The 20,603-nt window shown below is 38.9% G+C and carries 19 protein-coding genes; 13 read left to right on the forward strand and 6 right to left on the reverse strand.

Features of this window, described 5'->3' with window-relative positions; all coding sequences use genetic code 11:
* Nucleotides 1-39: 39 nt before the first annotated feature.
* A complete protein-coding gene (gene glmS / locus AAC855_RS09085; RefSeq protein WP_340609255.1) occupies nucleotides 40-1,869 on the forward strand; it encodes a glutamine--fructose-6-phosphate transaminase (isomerizing) in 1,830 nt (609 codons plus the stop codon).
* Between the two features lie 336 nt (nucleotides 1,870-2,205).
* Here glmS and AAC855_RS09090 read toward each other — a convergent pair whose 3' ends face one another.
* Nucleotides 2,206-3,192 (reverse strand): YecA family protein, encoded by a 987-nt coding sequence (locus tag AAC855_RS09090; RefSeq protein WP_340609256.1) that lies wholly within the window; start codon nucleotides 3,190-3,192, stop codon nucleotides 2,206-2,208.
* Nucleotides 3,193-3,271: 79 nt separating this feature from the next.
* Nucleotides 3,272-3,568: a TM2 domain-containing protein gene (locus AAC855_RS09095; RefSeq protein WP_340609257.1), complete on the reverse strand. Its 297-nt coding sequence runs from the start codon at nucleotides 3,566-3,568 to the stop codon at nucleotides 3,272-3,274.
* Between the two features lie 653 nt (nucleotides 3,569-4,221).
* Here AAC855_RS09095 and AAC855_RS09100 point away from each other — a divergent pair.
* The gene (locus AAC855_RS09100; RefSeq protein ID WP_340609258.1) at nucleotides 4,222-4,518 is read left to right on the forward strand and encodes a hypothetical protein; all 297 of its coding nucleotides are present in this window, start codon (nucleotides 4,222-4,224) and stop codon (nucleotides 4,516-4,518) included.
* A 95-nt stretch (nucleotides 4,519-4,613) separates the two neighbouring features.
* Nucleotides 4,614-5,180: a 3'-5' exonuclease gene (locus AAC855_RS09105; RefSeq protein ID WP_340609259.1), complete on the forward strand. Its 567-nt coding sequence runs from the start codon at nucleotides 4,614-4,616 to the stop codon at nucleotides 5,178-5,180.
* A 61-nt stretch (nucleotides 5,181-5,241) separates the two neighbouring features.
* Here AAC855_RS09105 and AAC855_RS09110 read toward each other — a convergent pair whose 3' ends face one another.
* The gene (locus AAC855_RS09110) at nucleotides 5,242-6,390 is read right to left on the reverse strand and encodes a hypothetical protein (protein ID WP_340609260.1); all 1,149 of its coding nucleotides are present in this window, start codon (nucleotides 6,388-6,390) and stop codon (nucleotides 5,242-5,244) included.
* A gap of 82 nt (nucleotides 6,391-6,472) precedes the next feature.
* Here AAC855_RS09110 and AAC855_RS09115 point away from each other — a divergent pair, with 82 nt between their 5' ends.
* From AAC855_RS09115 to AAC855_RS09125, 3 genes are all read left to right on the forward strand, one after another.
* Nucleotides 6,473-7,498, forward strand: coding sequence for a Fic family protein (locus AAC855_RS09115; RefSeq protein ID WP_340609261.1), 1,026 nt, complete (start codon nucleotides 6,473-6,475; stop codon nucleotides 7,496-7,498).
* Between the two features lie 146 nt (nucleotides 7,499-7,644).
* Nucleotides 7,645-8,286: a CPBP family intramembrane glutamic endopeptidase gene (locus tag AAC855_RS09120; RefSeq protein WP_340609262.1), complete on the forward strand. Its 642-nt coding sequence runs from the start codon at nucleotides 7,645-7,647 to the stop codon at nucleotides 8,284-8,286.
* A gap of 99 nt (nucleotides 8,287-8,385) precedes the next feature.
* On the forward strand, nucleotides 8,386-8,595 hold the full coding sequence (locus AAC855_RS09125; RefSeq protein WP_340609263.1) for a hypothetical protein: 210 nt from the start codon (nucleotides 8,386-8,388) through the stop codon (nucleotides 8,593-8,595).
* Between the two features lie 47 nt (nucleotides 8,596-8,642).
* On the opposite strand, the gene AAC855_RS09130 is transcribed toward AAC855_RS09125, so the two are convergent.
* The 3 genes from AAC855_RS09130 to AAC855_RS09140 form a co-directional block, all read right to left on the reverse strand.
* Complete coding sequence (locus AAC855_RS09130) at nucleotides 8,643-9,275, reverse strand: LysE family translocator (protein WP_340609264.1); 633 nt, start codon at nucleotides 9,273-9,275, stop codon at nucleotides 8,643-8,645.
* Between the two features lie 191 nt (nucleotides 9,276-9,466).
* Nucleotides 9,467-10,402, reverse strand: coding sequence for a LysR family transcriptional regulator (locus AAC855_RS09135; RefSeq protein WP_340609265.1), 936 nt, complete (start codon nucleotides 10,400-10,402; stop codon nucleotides 9,467-9,469).
* Nucleotides 10,403-10,476: 74 nt separating this feature from the next.
* Nucleotides 10,477-11,382, reverse strand: coding sequence for a LysR substrate-binding domain-containing protein (locus tag AAC855_RS09140; RefSeq protein WP_340609266.1), 906 nt, complete (start codon nucleotides 11,380-11,382; stop codon nucleotides 10,477-10,479).
* A gap of 104 nt (nucleotides 11,383-11,486) precedes the next feature.
* Here AAC855_RS09140 and AAC855_RS09145 point away from each other — a divergent pair, with 104 nt between their 5' ends.
* The 7 genes from AAC855_RS09145 (at nucleotide 11,487) to AAC855_RS09175 (ending at nucleotide 20,601) form a co-directional block, all read left to right on the forward strand.
* Complete coding sequence (locus AAC855_RS09145; RefSeq protein WP_340609267.1) at nucleotides 11,487-12,572, forward strand: tartrate dehydrogenase; 1,086 nt, start codon at nucleotides 11,487-11,489, stop codon at nucleotides 12,570-12,572.
* 481 nt (nucleotides 12,573-13,053) lie between these two features.
* A complete protein-coding gene (locus tag AAC855_RS09150; RefSeq protein ID WP_340609268.1) occupies nucleotides 13,054-14,271 on the forward strand; it encodes an ATP-grasp domain-containing protein in 1,218 nt (405 codons plus the stop codon).
* A 64-nt stretch (nucleotides 14,272-14,335) separates the two neighbouring features.
* Nucleotides 14,336-15,316, forward strand: a complete 981-nt coding sequence (locus AAC855_RS09155) for a homoserine kinase (RefSeq protein ID WP_340609269.1) — start codon at nucleotides 14,336-14,338, stop codon at nucleotides 15,314-15,316.
* A gap of 161 nt (nucleotides 15,317-15,477) precedes the next feature.
* Nucleotides 15,478-16,227 carry a hypothetical protein gene (locus AAC855_RS09160; RefSeq protein WP_340609270.1) on the forward strand — a complete coding sequence of 250 codons (750 nt, stop codon included), beginning with the start codon at nucleotides 15,478-15,480 and terminating at the stop codon, nucleotides 16,225-16,227.
* A gap of 87 nt (nucleotides 16,228-16,314) precedes the next feature.
* Nucleotides 16,315-17,553: an MFS transporter gene (locus tag AAC855_RS09165; RefSeq protein WP_340609271.1), complete on the forward strand. Its 1,239-nt coding sequence runs from the start codon at nucleotides 16,315-16,317 to the stop codon at nucleotides 17,551-17,553.
* Nucleotides 17,554-17,823: 270 nt separating this feature from the next.
* Nucleotides 17,824-19,437 (forward strand): BCCT family transporter, encoded by a 1,614-nt coding sequence (locus AAC855_RS09170; RefSeq protein WP_340609272.1) that lies wholly within the window; start codon nucleotides 17,824-17,826, stop codon nucleotides 19,435-19,437.
* A gap of 42 nt (nucleotides 19,438-19,479) precedes the next feature.
* Nucleotides 19,480-20,601, forward strand: coding sequence for an aromatic ring-hydroxylating oxygenase subunit alpha (locus AAC855_RS09175; RefSeq protein WP_340609273.1), 1,122 nt, complete (start codon nucleotides 19,480-19,482; stop codon nucleotides 20,599-20,601).
* Nucleotides 20,602-20,603: the final 2 nt, after the last annotated feature.

Consider the following 20,603-nt stretch of genomic DNA (forward strand, 5'->3'; position numbering starts at 1 on the left):
AAAGGGCGTTTACAGCCCTATTTTTAGGAATAAAAACACATGTGTGGAATCGTTGGTGCAGTAGCACAGCGTGATATAGCAGAAATATTGATCGAAGGTCTTCGTCGTCTGGAATACCGTGGTTATGATTCTGCGGGGTTGGCTGTCGTTGACAGCGAAAATCAGATGACTCGTCTGCGTGAAGTGGGCAAAGTACAGATGCTGGCTGATGAAGCAGATAAACAGCCTGTTATCGGTGGTACAGGTATTGCTCATACCCGTTGGGCGACACACGGAGAGCCAAGTGAGCGTAATGCTCACCCTCATACTTCTGAGCATATTGCAGTTGTGCATAACGGTATTATTGAAAACCATGAAGAACTGCGTGAAGAACTGAAAGCACGTGGTTATGGTTTCTCTTCAGATACCGATACTGAAACCATTGCTCACCTTGTTCACTGGGAACAGCAACAGGGTGGCTCATTACTGGAAATCGTACAGCGTGTTATCCCACAATTGCGCGGCGCTTATGGCACCGTCATTATGGATAGTCGTCAGCCAGATGTGCTGGTAGCTGCGCGTTCCGGTAGCCCATTAGTGATTGGTCTGGGCGTTGGTGAAAACTTTCTGGCATCTGACCAGTTGGCATTACTGCCGGTGACTCGCCGCTTTATCTATCTGGAAGAAGGCGACGTTGCTGAAATCACCCGCCGCACTGTTCGCATTTTTGATGTGCAGGGCGAAGCCGTTGAGCGCGAGCAGATTGAATCCAACGTTCAGTATGATGCAGGTGACAAAGGTGTTTACCGTCACTACATGCAGAAAGAGATTTACGAACAGCCAATGGCGATTAAAAACACGCTGGAAGGCCGTGTGAGTCATGGTGAAGTTAATCTGTCAGAGCTGGGCGCTAATGCAGCAGAATTACTGTCTCAGGTTGAACACATCCAGATCGTTGCCTGCGGAACGTCTTTCAATGCCGGTATGGTTTCCCGTTACTGGTTTGAATCACTGGCGGGTATTCCGTGTGATGTAGAAATTGCCTCTGAATTCCGTTACCGTAAACCAGCCTGCCGTAAAGGCAGCCTGCTGATCACCCTATCCCAATCCGGTGAAACAGCGGATACACTGGCCGCACTGCGTTTATCCAAAGAACTGGGTTACCTGACTTCCCTGACTATCTGTAACGTTGCGGGTTCATCGCTGGTACGCGAATCAGACTTTGCTCTGATGACCAAAGCGGGTGCAGAAATCGGCGTAGCATCCACCAAAGCGTTTACCACTCAGCTAACCGTATTACTGATGCTGGTGGCTTACATGGGGCGCCTGAAAGGTGCGGATGACTCTCTGGAGCAGAATATCGTTCATGCCCTGCATGCGTTACCAAGCCGCATTGAAAGCATGTTGTCGAAAGACAAAGTGATTGAAGCACTGGCAGAAGACTTCTCTGAAAAACACCACGCATTATTCCTCGGCCGTGGCGATCAATATCCGATCGCGGTCGAAGGTGCGCTGAAACTGAAAGAGATCTCTTACATCCACGCAGAAGCTTACGCAGCGGGTGAACTGAAACACGGCCCACTGGCACTGATTGATGCAGATATGCCTGTTATCATCGTTGCACCAAACAACGAACTGCTGGAAAAACTGAAATCCAACATTGAAGAAGTCCGCGCCCGTGGTGGTCAGCTGTACGTCTTCGCTGATCAGGATGCTGGTTTTACTGACAGCGAAAACATGAAGATCATCTCCCTGCCACACGTAGAAGAACTGATCGCCCCGATCTTCTATACCGTGCCACTGCAATTGCTGTCTTACCACGTTGCCTTGATCAAAGGTACAGATGTGGATCAGCCGAGGAATTTGGCGAAATCTGTGACCGTGGAGTGATCGTGTAGTACGCACTAAACTAAATCTAAATAAATTCTTAATCCGGTCATGCGCTAAGCAGGCCGGATTTTTTTATGCTCAGCGATATGATTTAACCTAAACGTACGATATCGTGACGAACAGAATTCGGGTTAACCACTCATTTCACAAGCAATCTAACTATTGGGTTCATGACTTTTTTGAATGCAGCCCCTGACGTCGTTGCGTTTTACACACTGCTTGGATTTGTTTAACTGGGAATGCCTGCATCCAATGGTACAACCCCCATATTTTCAAAGGTTCAGGATTCATTGGCAGCAATAAAGTTGTTTTAGCAATCCCATACCCGCGAGCGTATTAAACTGCAAACCGGAAAGTCTGCGTCAGCAATGGCAGGATATCTGCTTTTCTGGGTAATGCGTTTTCAATAGGACCCCATTTATATTCAATCGTTACAAATCCCCAAAACTGCAAAAAACGTGTTATAAAGCGAGATTCGATCACCATGTTGAGTGACTCTGTTGGCGAAAAGTACTCACCCGGTATGAACTGATCAAGTAAAGCAGGGAATGCAGTAGTGACTTCTTCACTTAATTGATCAACAGAACCATGGCATTGTAGACGCCAAACCATAAACAGCCAGAAAGTGCGTATATCAATGTCTTCCCAATTGTCTAAGTAGCCCCAATTATACTGTGTGGTTGCGGCTTCTAGCATAGGTAAGAAAAAGGCATTAATGCCATGGGTTTGATATTGCTTCTGCGCATCTTTTTTCACATAGTAGCGACCACTTCTACGGTAAATAATGCCTGCAATTTCTGCCAATATCCGAGTGTAGTGCAGTGCATTAAATTTATCTTCATTACTACCAGAAAATTCATTGATCCTAATAAACTTAGCCACTGGAAATTCAGGCAACAAATCACAGGCTTGTTTTACCAGTTTTGTGGGTAAGTTACCTTTGGTGGTCGCTTTAAATGAGCCTTCATTTTGCATCGCTTCATCTAAGATTAACCCTAAATAGCGCATCACCGGGCTACTTGATAAATCATCCGGCGTGCTGATGGTTACACAAGACAATTGATCGAATGGTGCATACATCCAATTGTTCATTTGGGTTGGTGATAGGCCACAAAACTCAGTATTAGGCTGATTATTATGCTCATTTATTCTATGTTGAGTAACCGCATTTAGCTCATCTAGCGTCAGATTGGGGTTCATAGCAGCGAATTGCGAAATATCATCTAACAATTTCGCCTGTTGCTTTGAAACGCTATCCATACAACAACGTTTGTATTTTTTCCCGCTGCCACAGGGACAAGGATCATTTCTGCCAAATTTCATTTAAAATTGCTCTATTTTATTTTTGCTGATGTACGATTTCGGTACTGCTTACCCCATTTTAATTAAACTTATTAGTGGGTTAACCATACTTACGGGCAAACTCTTCATCGGAATTGCACAGGTAAATAATGAATTCAATGAAAGAAATGATGTAAGGGATAAACGTCCAACAGAAAATCAGATATAAAAAGCCTTGCGCGATTTTACCCAGATAAAACTTATGAACGCCAATACCCCCTAGAAAAAATGCTAAGAGCGCAGCAGCGATACGGTTTTTAGTTCCTACAGTGCCTTGTATTGCACCACAGTTTGGACATGCCTTAGCTGTTTCGTGAATTTTATTACCGCACCCACGGCAAAATACCATAATCGACATTGGGATTAATCCTTTTAATTAACCTGAGTTCTGGATAGAAATTATCTAACCACCTGTTTAAGAAGAAAATTTTTGGTAGATAATGAAAAACTACTCTGAGGAAGAACAAGCTATGGTTAAGCTAGTAGAAATTTTTTATCATGTCGACGATTTTTGTCATTTATTCATTCTTCCGGCTGGAGTCAATTACCCTAACCTAATAGATATCCTATCTTAAATAGTAGTTACAAATTTATTCTAAATATAGATAAAAAAGTAAAATGAGTCTTCCATAAGACACCCACCTCAGCCTCACTTATACTCACTGCTTCCGAACTGTAGTGGCACACGGAATTTGATTGTCTGAATAGATATGATATGAATTACTATGCAGAGGATCACTTCTAGGTAACGTATTCTCTGCTTGAGGTACATAGGCTGCTTTATTTTATGCAAGAGGCTGGGGAGCCACTGTACTGGCTGATTAAGTATGAACACACAATAAAGTTCAAAGTAAATAATTCGGGCTTGTACACAGTTGGAACCAGCACAAACAGCAGGTTATTCCAAGGCAGTTTGAAGTTGCCGTTAAAACCCTTAATAAAAATCCATTGGTTAGCATTTTAACTTAAGGTGGAACTAATTGTGGCTATTAAAACGAGAGGAAATTTATTATGAAACTAAAAAAGCTTAAGAAAGAACTCGATACATTAGGGTTATCTGAAAAAGATCCTGATGTGGTCGGTTATGTACTATTTAACACGCGTAATCGTCGATTTGTGACGCTGGATGAAAATGAGTTTGGCATGGTGATGTACGCGGATGATATCGAAGAAGCCTACTTGGCACCGTCACGGTTTGCTGCATTAATGGATATTGATTTTTTGCCGGAGCCAGACAAATTTGATACCGCGGCTGTCCCGGTTGTCGATAATCCTTTATTTGGTTTAATGCTTAAAGATCCTATTTGAATTAATACGATAAATAAGAAAGGATAATAATAGTGTTCGATCCAGAAAAGTATCCCGATAAAGCAACTATCCTTAAAATTATTAAGGAAAAAAAGATGTTCCGAGAAAGAATTATTACACAGGCCCATCAATGGATCACGGAACGTGCATATATTCTGGATACTGAAACCACAGGTTTAGATAAACAGGCACAGGTCGTAGAGATAGCCGTTACAGATATCGATGGGCAGGTGATTTTTCAGCGCTATCTCCGCCCGTCTGTACTGATTGATCCTGAAGCTCAAGCTGTCCACGGTATAACCCTGAGTGCTTTGAGTAATGAACCTCAATGGCCGCAGATTGCTGATGAACTTATCCCGCTTTTGGCCAGCCGTCCTTTGATTATTTTTAATGAAAAGTTTGATCTCAGGCTTATAGCCCAGACTGCGAAGGCATTTGCGATGGATACACGTTGGATAAAGCAGTTGCAGTCTCAGTGTGCAATGGAATTAGCTGCTCAGTTTTATGGCGCAACAAACCGATATGGCACTATTTCACTGGCCAATGCAGCACGTGCTGCGGGAGTGTCGGTGAAGGGAAAGGCGCATACGGCTGTGGTAGATTGCCAGACGACTGCCGCAGTGATTCGTTCCATTGCGGATTTATACTCTCAGCTAAAGTAGGAAGTTATCCTGCTCACTGTATTCCCCACCCAAAACAGCCACAAAAGGACGGGAAATTAAATTACATACTACCCTGATACTTATTAATTTCCTGATTGAGTAATTCCAGTCGTTGAACTAATGTTCTTCTTCTCTCTATACCCTTGGCAAATACCTGATAAATTGTCACAAATTCGGCTAATGCATTATTAATCTGATAAGCAGCGTACAGATCTTTTATTTCTCTGACCGCTTTATCGTAAGTGCTGGCATGGCCTTGTTCACTGTATGTCTTCGCATTTTTCCAGTGAATTTCTTTTGCGGCAAAGACCGCATTGAGCAGTTTTAATGTTGCAAGCCGCTCTTGTTCGCGCTTTCTTTCTTCAGCCAGCAAGCGTTTCCGCTCCACTTCCTCATTTGCAGCCTGCCAATAAGTATGAAGTGAGGAAGGGTTCAGCCAATATTGATAATCATTGCTGGTTGACGGTTTGCAAACTAATGCTCTCGCTTGATGTGCAGTAAGTTGTCCTTTCTCAAATAAGGATTTCAATAATAAATCTTTATCTACATCAGATAGCCGACTAATTTGCTCTTTTGCGGTCAACTGTTTAACCTCTGCGGGATGTGTTGGTGATGATTTAAGCAGCATATCCAAAGCCTTGTATGCTTCAGGAGGAATACCGAATAATTCTGCAAATGCCAATTGTGCTTCAGATAATTGATTAAAATCGAAATTAATCAGAGGGAGTTCAGACAGAGTCTCATCGTTATCAAATGCGAGTTTCAGCCAGGGGAGATATAGCAGACGGTAATCTCCTCTCAGTAACTCTGAACGTAACTCAACCAAATGATTCAGATAATCATTTGCATCGTCATCGTCCATATAATAATCATTTTCATCCACAGAAAATGTGAATAGTACGTACCCATTCACATTCTCACAGGTTACAGAGTCACCATCATCAATGCGCATAAATACTGGAGGGATCGTATCTAACGGTACTTTTAGGTAGAAAATAACCTGGCCCCAATTCGCATAGTAAAGCCCGATATCAAAATACTGAACCATTAGTTTATCTGGATCAGCTTTTAAATCACTATAGTTATAATGAACAGAAAAATGACTCGAACTGATTTCAGCGCGGCTGGAGATCATTCTCAGACTGGCTTTTTGTTGTGCGGACAACACGCCATCCAGCCGTTCAAAATGGTAATATTGGTATTCACTCATGGGCAGAGCTCTATAAATTCAGGTTAATATGATGTTGTGATAACCTCACTTTAACACTTGATCAATTCAAGAGGAAATTACTGTGGCAGTCTACCAACCTCCTTACCGTATCACCTCATCTATACTTAATCGTGTTATAGAAATAGGTGAGTTATTGGGGCGCTGGTCAGTACAAAGTGAGATGAGTTCTCCTTTGTTACGTAAAGAAAACCGGATTCGCACAATACAAGCGTCATTGGCTATTGAGCATAATAGTTTATCTATTGAGCAAGTCACAGCAATTATGAATGGTAAACGTGTACTGGCTCCTGCAAAGGATATTCAGGAAGTACACAATGCCATATTAGCTTATGAGAAATTACCGGATTGGCGTAGTCACCAATTATCTGATTTATTAGCCGCACACCGATTATTGATGATGGGATTAATTGATTTTCCGGGGCAATTACGTGGCAATGATGTTGGTATTTATCGTGAAAATAAACTTATCCATATGGCACCTCCTGCCAGCCAAATATCCCGTTTGATTAACGAATTACTTACATGGTTAAAGCAAACTGATATCCATCCGTTAATTGCCAGTTCTATTTTTCATTATGAGTTTGAATTTATTCATCCATTTGCTGATGGTAATGGCCGCATGGGCCGTTTATGGCAAACGTTGATTTTGAGTGAATGGCGCTCGGAGTTGGCATGGTTGCCGGTTGAAACCATTATTCATTATCAGCAGCAGGCATATTATCAGGTGCTTAGAGAATGTGATAAGACCAGTGATTGCACGGTATTTATTGATTTTATACTGGAAAAATTAGCTGAAGCACTTAAGGAAAGTATTGATACAGAACAGCAGGATACTATCTTAGAGTCGGAAGAAATGTCGGTACAAATGTCGGTACAAATGTCGGAAGAAAATACACAACAACTGAACGCGACTGCGAAAAAAATCCTGTCTATTATTGTCAATCATCCAGCTATAACAATATCTCAACTAGCTGATGATTTAGGCGTTACTCCTAGAACAATAGAACGAAATATTAAAGTATTGCAGGAATGTGGGTATTTAATTCGGGTTGGTGCGAAAAAAGGGGGATATTGGCGGGTTAGATAAAATTGGTTGATTTTAATTTTAGTTAGATCATTTTTAGATCCCTGTGAATTCGAACAATTAGCCTCAATCCTAATGGGATTTTACGACTATAAATTAGCTATTATCATGGTATAACATCATCATTTAAACGGAAGTTATCCTAAAGCATGATGCAATACACAGACAGAGTTACCCATTCATTAATTTGCATAGCAGTTTATATCGGCTGGTTTGCCTTGTCTTTCCTGCTGATTTTCTTTCCTAATGCGGTAGAACTATATCGTTCTGAATTAGCTCTCCCTGTATTAGCCCTGCTGATCTGGTTGCCCTATTCAATAATTTGTTGGCGCAGTTATCAGAAAACATTTAACTTAATGCCGATGGGTAAGTTAAGTTTAACGGATCTTGTTCTACCCGTGCTGGCACTTTTCACTCTGAATTGGATAAATGGCACTCTTGGGATAGAAGAATCCTGGACTTCAAATCTTGTTTATCTGCCCGCTTTTACTGTTTTCCTACATATCATTGCTATTTGTATTGCAGCTCCGATTGTTGAAGAGATTATATTCCGTGGTTTTTTACTCAATGCAGGAATGGGATACGGGGAAAGAGGAAAGCAGGTAGCCATTATAGCGACATCGTTGTTATTTTCTGCTGGGCATGTGCAATACTCATCACCCACTATTTTTATCGTGTTGTTCATCTTTTCTGTTATCCTATGCCATGTCAGGATACATACTCGTTCTCTTATTATTCCGATGGTGCTACATGCACTTAATAATATTCTTGCTGTTTTATATGATTTTTAATTGATTTCAGGGTATGGAAATTTCATACCTATTTGATATTTTAAGTTTCAGAGAATAAATCTAATTGTCAAACATTATTATAAACAAGGAAACTAATGTATGAGTAACCAAAAGAAAGAAAAAAACGGGTTTAAAGATTTTACTTTAGATTTCTTAAAAAAATTTATTGTTGGTAATATTATTGGTATGATAATTTTTTTTGTAATTACGACTATAGCTGCTTATGTTTTAAATGTTATTTTTGGAGTTGCTGCAACTTTAGCGATTTTTATAATTATATGTGTTATTTTGTTTTTTATTTTCACATAAATAAACCTCTGTTTAATTATATAATGAGTCATGTGAACTATATATTTTCAAATCTGACTCATTAATAAGTTAATTGCTAAACCAATAAAAATGAAACTTGTCACTTTATTTAAAATAGTTTGTACAAATGAATTATTAGCGATAAATTTATGTAAAAAACCAGACAAGTAAGATATCATCGTAAATGAAATAAAAGCTACAGCGACAAATATTAATCCTAAGTATAATAATTGAAGTGAAACAGGGATCGCATCTTCGCAGTTGCTGGTAAACTGAGGAAGAAAAGCCAAAAAGAAAATAATTACTTTTGGGTTTGATAAATTCATTATCAGCCCTTTTTTAATGAGTTTTCTGCTTTTACTGAAAAGCCTAGAACTATCATTGAGGCTAACAGGCTTGGCATTGAAAGCTCCCCATGCCAGATAGGTTAAGTAAAGTACTCCAAGCCCTCTAATAACCTCAAAAGCGATAGCATTTTCCCGTATTATTGCGGCAATACCTAATGAGACTAAAGATGTCTGTATGATTAATCCGATACATAATCCAATGGTAATGGATATGCCTGTTTTCCGTCCATTCAGGGCTGATTGACTTAAGACTAAAATATTATCCGGCCCCGGTAAGAAGCATAAAAATGATGATATTCCAATAAATGGAATGAGTGTTTCTATTGATGGCATTATATATTCCCTCTATCCTTCGTCTTTCAAGTTGCCTCTTTGTTGGCTGCGCTCACTCACCCCGGTCACATAGTTATCTATGCTCCCGGGGATTCATTCCCTTGCCGCCGCGACGCAACTTGAAATCCATTGGATATATATTGATTGGATAGTATATTAATGCCATTAATCTGCGTGTAAATATAATAAATCTACTTGTGGGTATGAATTAATTTCATACCGTATTTTATTGTTCTTTCAAGGTGAATTTTAATTAAAGGTAAGCAAAGTTCTCTGAACCATTTATGCTCCGGGTCTTCATGGTGTTTAGCATGCCAGAGTAAGTAGTATTGCTGTGGTTTGATATCAATAGGTAAGGTTTTTATTTTTAAATCATATTGTTGAGCAAAATCAGCCGCTATATGCAGTGGCATAGTCAGCATTGTGTCCGTTTTTAATACCAATTCAATGGCTGATTGGAAAAAAGGAACTGTTGCGAAAATATGTCGTTTCAGGTTCATCATTGCCAATTGCTGATCAACCGGGCTGTTTTTATCTCCGCCGCCACTGATGAGAATATGTTGGCCATTAATATAATCGTTAATAGTTATATTATTATCAGAATACGGATGAGCATTCCTGAATACCACTACAAGCGGGTCTTCGGCCATTAAATTCCCGTATAAATTATCAGGTACTGAATCAGCAATTGTTGCTACTAAATCCACATCCTGCTCAGCTAAGTTATACAGGTTATCATTATGCCACTGTTTATATTCAATACTGACATTAGGTGCTTCTTTTTCAATATGGCTCAATATAGAGGGTAAAATAGCCTGAGCAACATAATCGCTGGAGGCTAAGGTAAACTTCCTGTTACAAAGACTTGGCTTCATTAATTCAGGTAAATACAGATTATTTAACTGTTGAAGTAAGTCTGGTAACTGTGTTTTCAGTCTCTCTCCTTTTTTCGTCAGGATGAACTGATTGGCTTCCCGCACAATAATTCTGTCATGAAAATCTTCACGTAGCTGATTTAACGTTTTACTCATTGCAGACTGGGTAACATTTAACTGTTTTGCAGATTCGGTCAGGTTAAGTGTTTTCAGTATTGATACCAGTGCAGGGAGTAGTTTGTAATTATTCAAAATATGATTTCCATATATTAAATGGATAATGATTTTATGTAATTAGCGTGTGCTTATCTATGAGAATTATCGCTCTATTCCAAATAATGCTCCTTAAAATAACGCTCTAAAAACTCAACTGTCACTCTGATACGGGCGGACATAGCCAAGCGTGTAACATAAACCGCCCAGATATTCGCAGATTGGTAATATTCCGGCAGAATATGTACCAAAGCGCCTGATTTAATACTTTCTCTGACATCCCAATATGATCGCAGGATAATACCGTGCCCATCCAGACACCATTGGTGAATGATCTCACCATGATTGGATGACATTGGCCCAGTGACTTTTATTGATTGGACTCCTGTGCTGTGCTGTAGTTTCCAGATCCCGAACGGATGATCCCGCTCTTTGATCACCAGACAGGCATGAGAAGGGAGTTCATTAATTGATTTTGGCACTGAATACCGGGCAAGGTAAGCCGGTGAGGCACAGAGGATCCGGCGGTTGGATGCCAGTTTGCGGGCAATAAGATTGTCATCAATCTCATCGCCGATACGAATATCGAGATCAATCCCTTCCGTCGCCAGATCCACGAGGCGATCTTCCACATCAAAGCGAAGATCAAGCTGTGGATAAGTCTGGATCAAGGCTGATAATGCCGGAGCAACGAACTTCCGGCCAAAGCCAAAGCTGCTGGTAATTCTGATCTTTCCCTGCGGTTCTTGCCGAAGTTCACAAAGCTCATCCATCATCTGGTTAACATCATTCAGAATATGCTGCGCCCATTCATAAATCCGCTCACCATCTTCTGTAATAGATACCCGACGTGTGGTTCGGTGTAACAGACTGACATTCAATACATTCTCTAATATTGCAATGCGCTTACTGATAAAAGCGGGAGAGGCGCCGATCTCTTCCGCAGCGGCGGCAAAACTGGCTCTTTTCGCCACTAAAAGAAAGACGCGTAGATCCTGTAAAAAGGGAAGATTATTCATATATTGTAAATTATGTTTCTACATTTTTAGTATTGAATACAAATCAGTCAATTATAAGATATCCAGAAAGTCAATTCTGTACCCTGATAAATGAGATATACTCGATGAAAAAAACGTTTAAAATTGCAGCAATTCCGGGTGATGGAATTGGTCATGAAGTGCTCCCTGAAGGTATTCGGGTTTTGCAGGCGGTGGCTGAAAAATGGGATCTTCATTTATCGTTTGAATATTTTGAATGGGCAAGCTGCGATTATTATCTCAGGCACGGCAACATGATGCCGGATGACTGGTTTAATCAATTAATGCAGTTCGATGCTATTTATTTTGGCGCGGTAGGCTGGCCTGAAACCGTGCCTGATCATATTTCACTTTGGGGATCATTACTTAAGTTTCGCCGTGATTTTCAGCAGTATGTTAATTTGCGTCCTGTGCGTTTGTTGCCGGGAGTGCCTTGCCCGTTAGCGAATAAGAAACCGGAGGATATCGATTTTTATGTCGCCCGGGAAAATACTGAAGGGGAATATTCCGCGATTGGTGGTCGTTTTAATGAAGGTACAGAGCATGAAGTGGTGATTCAGGAATCAGTTTTTACCCGCCGTGGGGTTGATCGCATTCTGAAATATGCATTTGAATTAGCCCAGAGCCGTCCCCGTAAATTATTAACTTCCGCAACGAAATCCAATGGGTTATCGATAAGTATGCCTTACTGGGATGAGCGGGTTGAAGAGATGGCAAAACAGTACCCTGATATTAAATGGGATAAACAACATATTGATATTCTTTGCGCCCGCTTTGTGCTGAACCCGGAGCGATTTGATGTTGTTGTCGCTTCCAATTTATTTGGCGATATTCTTTCCGATCTGGGGCCGGCATGTACCGGAACTATCGGAATTTCACCGTCTGCTAACCTGAATCCGGAAAGGAATTTCCCTTCTTTGTTCGAACCTGTACACGGCTCTGCGCCGGATATTTATGGCAAAAATATTGCTAACCCGATTGCTATGATTTGGGCGGGCGCCATGATGTTACAGTTTTTAGGTGACGGAGATAAACGTTATCAGGATGCTCATGATGATATCTTAGCAGCGATTGAAGCGGTAATAATGCAAGGGATCGTTACGCCGGATATGAAAGGCAGTGCATCAACACAGCGGGTCGGGAAAGCAATTATTGATTGTTTGAATTATTAAAATTTATTATCTTTTTTTTAAAAAACCGCTCTTTATTCAAAGAGCGGTTTTTTATTATTTATGGCTTTAGCCAGCTTAAGAAGCTAAGGTATATTAAACTGGCTAAAGCCATAATAAAAATATTAATAATATAAATGTAATATATACCTTTTCATAATAGTGAGAGTATCAGCATACGTTGTTCCTTACCCCGCGTGTCACGCGGGGTAAGGAATACTTTTATCATTTTGAAAAGCTATTTATTGGAATTTAACATCATTTTTTGTTTTTTGAGATAATTGTGATAGTTTAGATATTGAGTGACTTGCTATATTAAGTCCGTAGTTGCGGATTTTGGAAGTAAATTTATTAATTTCATAATAGTATGTGTTAAATATAAAGATATAAAAATATTATATATATTATATGTGTTTTTTATATATCAAATACATAATTTTATTTTATATGTTTAATTGAAAATTGAAATATAGGTATTTTTATAATGAATAAAATAAATGTGGTTGTTATAAATCCTGCACCATCAAGGCAGTATCTATATGAAAAAATTAAAGATAATAATATAAATTGTTATGCTGTTTATACCACACCTTTTCTCAATGTCCCTAAACTAACTCCTGTTGATAATAACTTATTTGATGCAATATATTATATTGAGCAGGATGAGCTCAGTGAGGTAAAAAACGTTCTTTTTTCTCTTAAAATTGATTATGTTTTATGTGGATCTGATGCCAGTAGCTATATTACAGATATTATTGCAGAAAATATAAATTCTACTTACTCTAATAACAGCGCGACTTCTTGCTTTAGGAGTGATAAGTATTTGATGCAACAGAAAATAAAAGAGAGTTCTCTTAATTATATAGAGACAATTAGGATTAATGTTCAGGACGATAATATTGAGGATTTTAATATATTATGGCCACGATTTTGCAAGCCTGTAAATGCAGCAGGATCTATTGGGGCCTTTATAGCTACAAGTAATGACGAGTTTAAAGAAAAAGTTAATACACAGTACTCTGGCTATATTATTCAAGAAATTTTAGTCGGTAGAGAATTGTTTGTTGATACTTTTTCTGTATTCGGAGAGCATTTTATAAGTTCAGTACAGCAGTATAAAAAAACGATAAAAAACAATACTCCTATTCCTCAATATAATGAAATAGTTACTGATCCTATCCTTTACCAAGAGTGTATAGATTATGTTACTCAATGCCTAGATGCGTGCGGTTTAAAAAATGGTTTTTCTCATACTGAAGTATTTTTGACTCAGGAAGGATTCAAACTAATTGAAATAAATAATAGGATCAGTGGTGCTTCAGGAATGCCAAATAAAATGGCAACATATGTTGGTCTTAAATCACAACCCGATCTACTAAGCTGTTTTTTGAAGGATGGCTTATCTGTACTTAGGGGGCTTCCAACTGTACCAAGAGGTTATTCCCGAACTATTTCTTTGCACAAATATGATGATGGAATATTGAAAGACCCTACAGAGACCCTAAAAAAATTTAAGTCTGTAAAAGAAATACACTTTCTTTTTCAGCCAGGTTCGAGAACATTTAAATCTTTCTTTGGTGATCTTACAACTGTCTGTTTTGTCCTGCTCTTTAGCAACTGTGCTGACGAAATAGATAGAGATACTCAAGCTATTCTGGAGCTTGAAGCCGATAACTCATTTCTCTGTGTTGATATTTCCTGATAACTAATGGGCTTAACTCAGCCAATTATCTTTGTATATTTAGGTTTACATAATGGGAAAAAAGATGAATGAATTTATAAAAATAGGTAGGATTATTAATCCTCCACTAAGAACATATTCAACTACCACTCCGGTTGCCAAAAAATGTACTGTTGTAGCCCCGGCGAGAGTTGATACCTTTCTTTGTAAAACTCAATATTTCGTCGATCCCCCACTGAGTCAGTTTTACCCTATAGGATCAATAAATTTCGTCGTTAATCAATATACTACTGCTTCAGTAGAAATAAATACTCAGAATTCTGGCAGCAAAATCTATTCCAGCAGAAAAAAAATTATTTCTCATTTTTATCAGATACTAAAAAAAGTCTTAAATTTTAAAGAAGAGTTGATAATTAAAGCTGAAAATCAACACAATATTATTCATGGTGGATTGGGTTCGACAGTATCATTGATCAGCTCCATTGCTGTTGCGATTAATGAACTTTATGGTTGTCCGTTATCTTCAACTGAGTTAATTACTTTTCTTTCTCGGAATTATGGTGAGGAAAGTGAAGAAAATGCATATGTACTCCATCCGGCAGCAAGCATTGGCGGTGGTTTTGCTGCATCTCTATTACCCGGTGATATTATTATTATGCAGAGTGATAGCGGTGAGCCACTTTCTTTCAATCTTCATTCATCTTATAAAATTGTAACTTTTTTTCCTGAGTTACAGAAGTTACCTTCTGGATATGATGATTATCAGTTGACAGTGATTGGCTACTCCCGGCTAAAAAATATGGGATTGGAATATGGAGAAATGCGTAAAAATATTTTGGAGGAAATCATTATTCCATCTTTGAAATCAGGGGATTATGCTGATCTTTTTTTTATATTAATCAATATACGTTGGGACGATATGGCAATATTCCAGAATATTTCTCCAATAGATGGGCTACTTCAGGGTTACGATTTGAAGAGATTTTATCGTTTATTAGTAATCGAATATTTAGTATTTTTAGTGATAAGGAATGTTGTTTCTTTGTTTCATCAGGTGGACCATTGATCAGTATAATAACACCTGATGTACATAAAACGCTTCAATCTTTACAGGGGCTTTCCGGTAAATTATCAGTACTGGATTTGCATAACTCTGCCGCGATAGTTAAGTGTAATAAATAATATTATTACCTTAAAGTATATTCTTTTTTATTCAAGGGGTAATATATGAAACCAAGAATAATGAATGTTTTCTCTTATGTTAGTGATATATTAAAAGACATTCATTTTGATATTTGGGTATATTTTCGTCATAGAGATGAAAGTTATTATGAGTGTGGTGATAATCAATCTAATTATTATACTGATTTTATTGAAAGTAATGTGGATTATTTAAGAAGGTCAGTTGATCATGTTCTGGATGAATATTTTTATATTCCTGAGTTTTTTGATCAAAAAATAGAAAGCATCAGGTTGCGTCGATACATTAATAATGAGGAGGAAAATAGAATATTTATGATAGTTAAGCTTCCTGATAATATTGTTAATGATAATTTAATCAGGGAAGTGATTGTCTTTATTTTCCGAGAAGATCAGTCTATCAATAAACTTTATGAGAGAATAAAAAATATAATTTATAAAACTTTTAAAGTGGAAAATTCATTTATGATTGATAAACAGAGATCCAAATATACTTTATTTGAGGAACTTCACACGATTGATAACCATCAGCAAGGTTCTTCACTAAGAATTACTGTTGATAAAATAAATCGCGTTATAGATCTATCAAAGAATAAAGACCTTACGAATCTTTTACCAAGCACTCTGATTATTGAATTTGAAAGACCTTATTATGGCTGGTCAGAGCAGGCAGAAAAGCAGTACTCTGAAGTCACTTCCCGAATTATTGGTGTGATGAAAAAACAGGGTATATTACGAAAAAACAAGAGTAAGTTTTGTAATATTATCCAATTTTAAATTTACTTTTAGTTTAATAAAATACTGTAATTAAATGAGTCAGAATAAGGGAAAATATAGTTTATTTAAATTAAATATAGGAAAGTTATGCAATTGCGTAATAATATCTTCCGAGCGCTGAAAAGCCGTAATTTTAGAATTTATTGGTTAGGTATGAGTGCTTCGCAAATAGGAAATTGGGTGCAACAAATAGCCATTGGCTGGGTTGCCTATCGATTAACTGAATCAGCGGGAGCTCTTGGCTTACTGAGCCTCTGTAACAATATTGGCGTTTTAATTCTTGCGCCATTTGCCGGTGTATGGATTGATAAACTGAATAAGCACAGACTTATTTATTATACTCAGGCGTTGTTTCTTTTAGAAGCATTGGTACTTGCTGTGCTTTCTGTGACAGGAAGTATACAATTCTGGCATTTGGTTACACTTTCCTTAACTATGTCAGTTGTTGCTGCTATAGATATGCCATTACGTCAGACATTAGTCGCTGAGTTAGTTAATGAAAAAGAGTTATTATCTAATGCTGTCGCTCTCAATTCACTCTCATTCAATTTATCCCGCATCATTGGCCCGGCAATCGGGGGATATTTACTTGCTAATGTTTCTGAATCTGCCTGCTTTATCCTTAATGCCTTCAGTTTTCTGATGATTATGTTTTCATTATCCTGCCTTCGTTGGTCATTTGAGCCCAAAATACCATTTACTGAAAAACATCACTTCTGGAAAAACTTGCGTGATGGTATTCAGTATGCGTTTTTGTTTGTACCGATTAGGTCTTTATTACTGACTTTATGCTTGAGTGGTCTGACTCTTGCGCCTTTTTCAACACTGGTTCCTGCTATTATTCGCCAGTTATATGATGGTAATTCGGTCATGGCGGGGAGTATTTACGGTGGATTTGGGCTTGGAGCTATCATTGCGGTGGGCTATTTAGCTTATCACCAAAGCGCGAAGGGGCTAGAAAAAGCCATTTTTATTGCCATACTTTCTGCCAGTATTGCGTTAATAGTGTTATCCAGCACTCATGTTTATTGGGTTGGGTTGCTCTTATCGCCAATACTGGGAGCAGGGATCATTACCAATATAGTAGCCAGTAACAGCTTGTTACAGATTTTGGTAGAGGATGATAAACGAGGTCGAGTGATGAGTTTATTTGTCATGATTAGTGTAGGGGTTTATCCATTAGGTGCTTCTGGAATTGGATTTATTTCAACTTATCTTGGTCTATACCTAACTTTGATAATGGCTGGCGGGTTCGGTGTGTTAGCTGCGTTCATATATTGTTATTATCTGCCTCATCTTCGTACCGCCATAAGCTCAATAGATTAGTATCGCGTTAGCTACCAACGGATACCTTAGATTTTCAACCTGCTTCACAAAACATTAATTACGATATGTGTTTTATCTATTTACTGTTTGGCTAATTGTTTAAATAGTGTAGCGACACTATATTTTTATTGTTAACAAAAAGAAGCGATAAGTTTTGTTCTTACTTAGTTGCACGTTTTCCTTTTGTCCTGTCCATAACAACGATAACAGGCAATTTTGTGTATTCCATAAAAAATAAGGAGATATACAAAATGGTAAAGCGGAGGTTTTATGCTGAGCAACCCAAAGAAAGATATTCCGTTAATTGTCATCAGTCTGGCTTGTATTATTGTGATAGCAATAACACTCGGTGCGTTTCCTGAAAAAACAAGTGTTATTGCTAATACAATTTTTAATGGTCTGACTCGTTTACTTGGGTCAACCATTCAGATTTTAGTGCTTGTCGCTTTGATGTTTGTCCTTTATCTGGCTCTGAGTAAATACGGCAATATTCGTCTTGGAGAAGGGAAGCCAAAATATGCCACTGCACCGTGGTTATGCATGTTTATTTGTGCGGGGCTGGGTTCATCGACGTTATATTGGGGGGTGATGGAGTGGGCCTATTATTATAAAACCCCCGGTCTGAATATTGCTCCTCATACTCCTAAAGCTCTCGAGTACAGTATCAGTTACTCTTTTTTCCATTGGGGAGTCAGTGCCTGGGCTACTTATGCTTTGGCTTCATTGGTCATGGCTTACCATTTTTATGTCAGAAAAAATAAAGGTCTGAGCCTGTCAGGGATCATTTCTGCCATTATCAAAATCAATCCTCAGGGTTTTTGGGGCCGTCTGGTTGATATGACATTCTTAATTGCGACGGTAGGCGCATTAACGATTTCGTTAGTGGTGACTGCATCGACATTAAGTGGTGGGCTTTCAGTGTTAACCGGCATACCGAACAATTTTATGATTCAGGCCGGAATTACATTATTAGCCGCATTAATTTTCAGCTTAAGTTCTTATATTGGTATTGATAATGGTATGCGGCGATTAAGCCAGATGGTGGGTTGGGGTGCATTGGGGTTTGCGTTTCTGGTTCTGATGGCAGGGCCGACAGAATTTATCATTAATAATATTATTCATACCATTGGTCTGACGACGCAGAATTTCCTACAAATGAGCTTGTTTACCGACCCTATGGGAGATGGCCAATTTACCCGTAGCTGGACTGTTTTCTATTGGTTGTGGTGGATTTCATATACCCCCGGTGTTGCTATGTTCGTGACGAGGGTTTCTCACGGGCGAAAAATCAAGGAAGTGATTTGGGCGTTGTTATTAGGCAGTACGTTTGGTTGCTGGTTTTTCTTTGGTGTTCTGGAAAGTTATGCGATGCACCAATTTATTACCGGAGCCATTAATGTCCCTGAAATATTAAATACGTTAGGTGGTGAAACTGCGGTTCATCAACTATTGAATGCGTTGCCATTCGGCCAGTTTTTCCTTATTGCCTATCTTTGCATTATGATTATTTTTCTGGCCTCACATATGGATGCCGTGGCCTATACGATGGCAGCAACCAGTACTCGTAATTTAAGCGAAGGTCAGGACCCGAGCCGGAATTTACGTCTTTTCTGGTGCGTGGTGATTACACTCATTCCCCTTTCGATTTTGTTTACACAAGCTTCTCTGGAAACAATGAAAACAACGGTAGTGCTTACAGCACTTCCCTTTCTGGTGATCCTATTATTTAAGGTCTATGGTTTTATTCGCTGGATAAAACAAGATTACGCACATGTTCCTGCTCATCTTATTGATACTTCTGAACAGCAGGCGAATGTTGTTATTCCGGTGCCGATAAAAGCAAAAAATACTAACAATACCTTCATCCACGACAGCAATAACTAACAGAATAGTCAATGAACGCCATAAAAAGATTAAGGAATTGATATGAGCATCCAACATCCTGATTTCACATTGCCAAGAGATTTTTGTGCGAATCCGACAGAAGCTTATACCATGCCAGCCCGTTTCTATACTTCTCAACGTGTATTTGATTATGAGAAAGAAGCGATTTTCGCTAAGAGTTGGATCTGTGTTGCACACATCAGCGAGTTGGCTAACCCGAATGATTACATTACGCGTGAAATTATTGGTGAAAACATTGTCATCGTGCGTGGGCGTGACAAAGTATTACGGGCATTTTTTAACGTTTGTCCTCATCGTGGGCACCAGTTATTAAAAGGGGAAGGTAAAGCAAAAAATGTGATTACCTGCCCTTATCATGCATGGGCCTTTAAACTTGATGGCACCTTAGCACACGCACGTAATTGTGAGAATGTGGCCAATTTTGATAAAGACTTAGCGACTCTGACCCCTGTTAAACTGGAGGAGTATGCTGGTTTTGTCTTTATTAATATGGATGTGAATGCTGGTACAGTTGAACAACAGTTGCCGGGATTAGGCGCCAAAGTACTGGAAGCCTGCCCTGACGTTTACGATTTAAAACTGGCGGCGCGTTTCACGACATCAACTCCCGCTAACTGGAAAAGTATTGTTGATAACTATCTGGAATGTTATCACTGTGCGCCTGCACATCCGGGTTTTGCTACTTCTGTTCAGGTAGATCGCTACTGGCATACCATGCGTGATAACTGGTCATTACAATTTGGTTATGCCGTTCCCTCAGAACAATCTTTCAAATTTGAAGGTGAATCTTCATTCCATGGTTTTTGGTTATGGCCTTGTACTATGTACAACGTTACGCCCATTAAAGGCATGATGACGGTGATTTATGAATTTCCGGTTGATGCGGAAACTACGCTACAGCACTACGATATTTACTTTACTAATGAGGATCTGACGCAGGAGCAAAACGATTTGATCGAATGGTATCGCGATGTTTTTCGCCCGGAAGATCTTCGTTTGGTTGAAAGCGTACAAAAAGGGCTGAAATCCCGTGGTTATCGTGGTCAGGGGCGCATCATGGCAGACAGTACCGGAAGTGGGATGAGTGAGCACGGTATCGCTTATTTTCATAATCTTATCGCGCAAATCTACCATGAAGAATGAGG

The organism is Xenorhabdus bharatensis (assembly GCF_037996705.1).
Classification (GTDB): Bacteria; Pseudomonadota; Gammaproteobacteria; order Enterobacterales; family Enterobacteriaceae; genus Xenorhabdus; species Xenorhabdus bharatensis.

Bases quoted from the DNA above. Each gene is read 5' to 3' on its own strand.
- AAC855_RS09095 (WP_340609257.1), bottom strand. From the start codon at position 3,568: ATGTCGATTATGGTATTTTGCCGTGGGTGCGGTAATAAAATTCACGAA.
- AAC855_RS09110 (WP_340609260.1), bottom strand. From the start codon at position 6,390: ATGAGTGAATACCAATATTACCATTTTGAACGGCTGGATGGCGTGTTG.
- glmS (WP_340609255.1), top strand. From the start codon at position 40: ATGTGTGGAATCGTTGGTGCAGTAGCACAGCGTGATATAGCAGAAATA.
- AAC855_RS09165 (WP_340609271.1), top strand. From the start codon at position 16,315: ATGCAATTGCGTAATAATATCTTCCGAGCGCTGAAAAGCCGTAATTTT.
- AAC855_RS09160 (WP_340609270.1), top strand. From the start codon at position 15,478: ATGAAACCAAGAATAATGAATGTTTTCTCTTATGTTAGTGATATATTA.
- AAC855_RS09130 (WP_340609264.1), bottom strand. From the start codon at position 9,275: ATGCCATCAATAGAAACACTCATTCCATTTATTGGAATATCATCATTT.
- AAC855_RS09155 (WP_340609269.1), top strand. From the start codon at position 14,336: ATGAATGAATTTATAAAAATAGGTAGGATTATTAATCCTCCACTAAGA.
- AAC855_RS09145 (WP_340609267.1), top strand. From the start codon at position 11,487: ATGAAAAAAACGTTTAAAATTGCAGCAATTCCGGGTGATGGAATTGGT.
- AAC855_RS09170 (WP_340609272.1), top strand. From the start codon at position 17,824: ATGCTGAGCAACCCAAAGAAAGATATTCCGTTAATTGTCATCAGTCTG.
- AAC855_RS09140 (WP_340609266.1), bottom strand. From the start codon at position 11,382: ATGAATAATCTTCCCTTTTTACAGGATCTACGCGTCTTTCTTTTAGTG.
- AAC855_RS09105 (WP_340609259.1), top strand. From the start codon at position 4,614: ATGTTCCGAGAAAGAATTATTACACAGGCCCATCAATGGATCACGGAA.
- AAC855_RS09150 (WP_340609268.1), top strand. From the start codon at position 13,054: ATGAATAAAATAAATGTGGTTGTTATAAATCCTGCACCATCAAGGCAG.
- AAC855_RS09100 (WP_340609258.1), top strand. From the start codon at position 4,222: ATGAAACTAAAAAAGCTTAAGAAAGAACTCGATACATTAGGGTTATCT.
- AAC855_RS09175 (WP_340609273.1), top strand. From the start codon at position 19,480: ATGAGCATCCAACATCCTGATTTCACATTGCCAAGAGATTTTTGTGCG.
- AAC855_RS09125 (WP_340609263.1), top strand. From the start codon at position 8,386: ATGAGTAACCAAAAGAAAGAAAAAAACGGGTTTAAAGATTTTACTTTA.
- AAC855_RS09090 (WP_340609256.1), bottom strand. From the start codon at position 3,192: ATGAAATTTGGCAGAAATGATCCTTGTCCCTGTGGCAGCGGGAAAAAA.
- AAC855_RS09120 (WP_340609262.1), top strand. From the start codon at position 7,645: ATGATGCAATACACAGACAGAGTTACCCATTCATTAATTTGCATAGCA.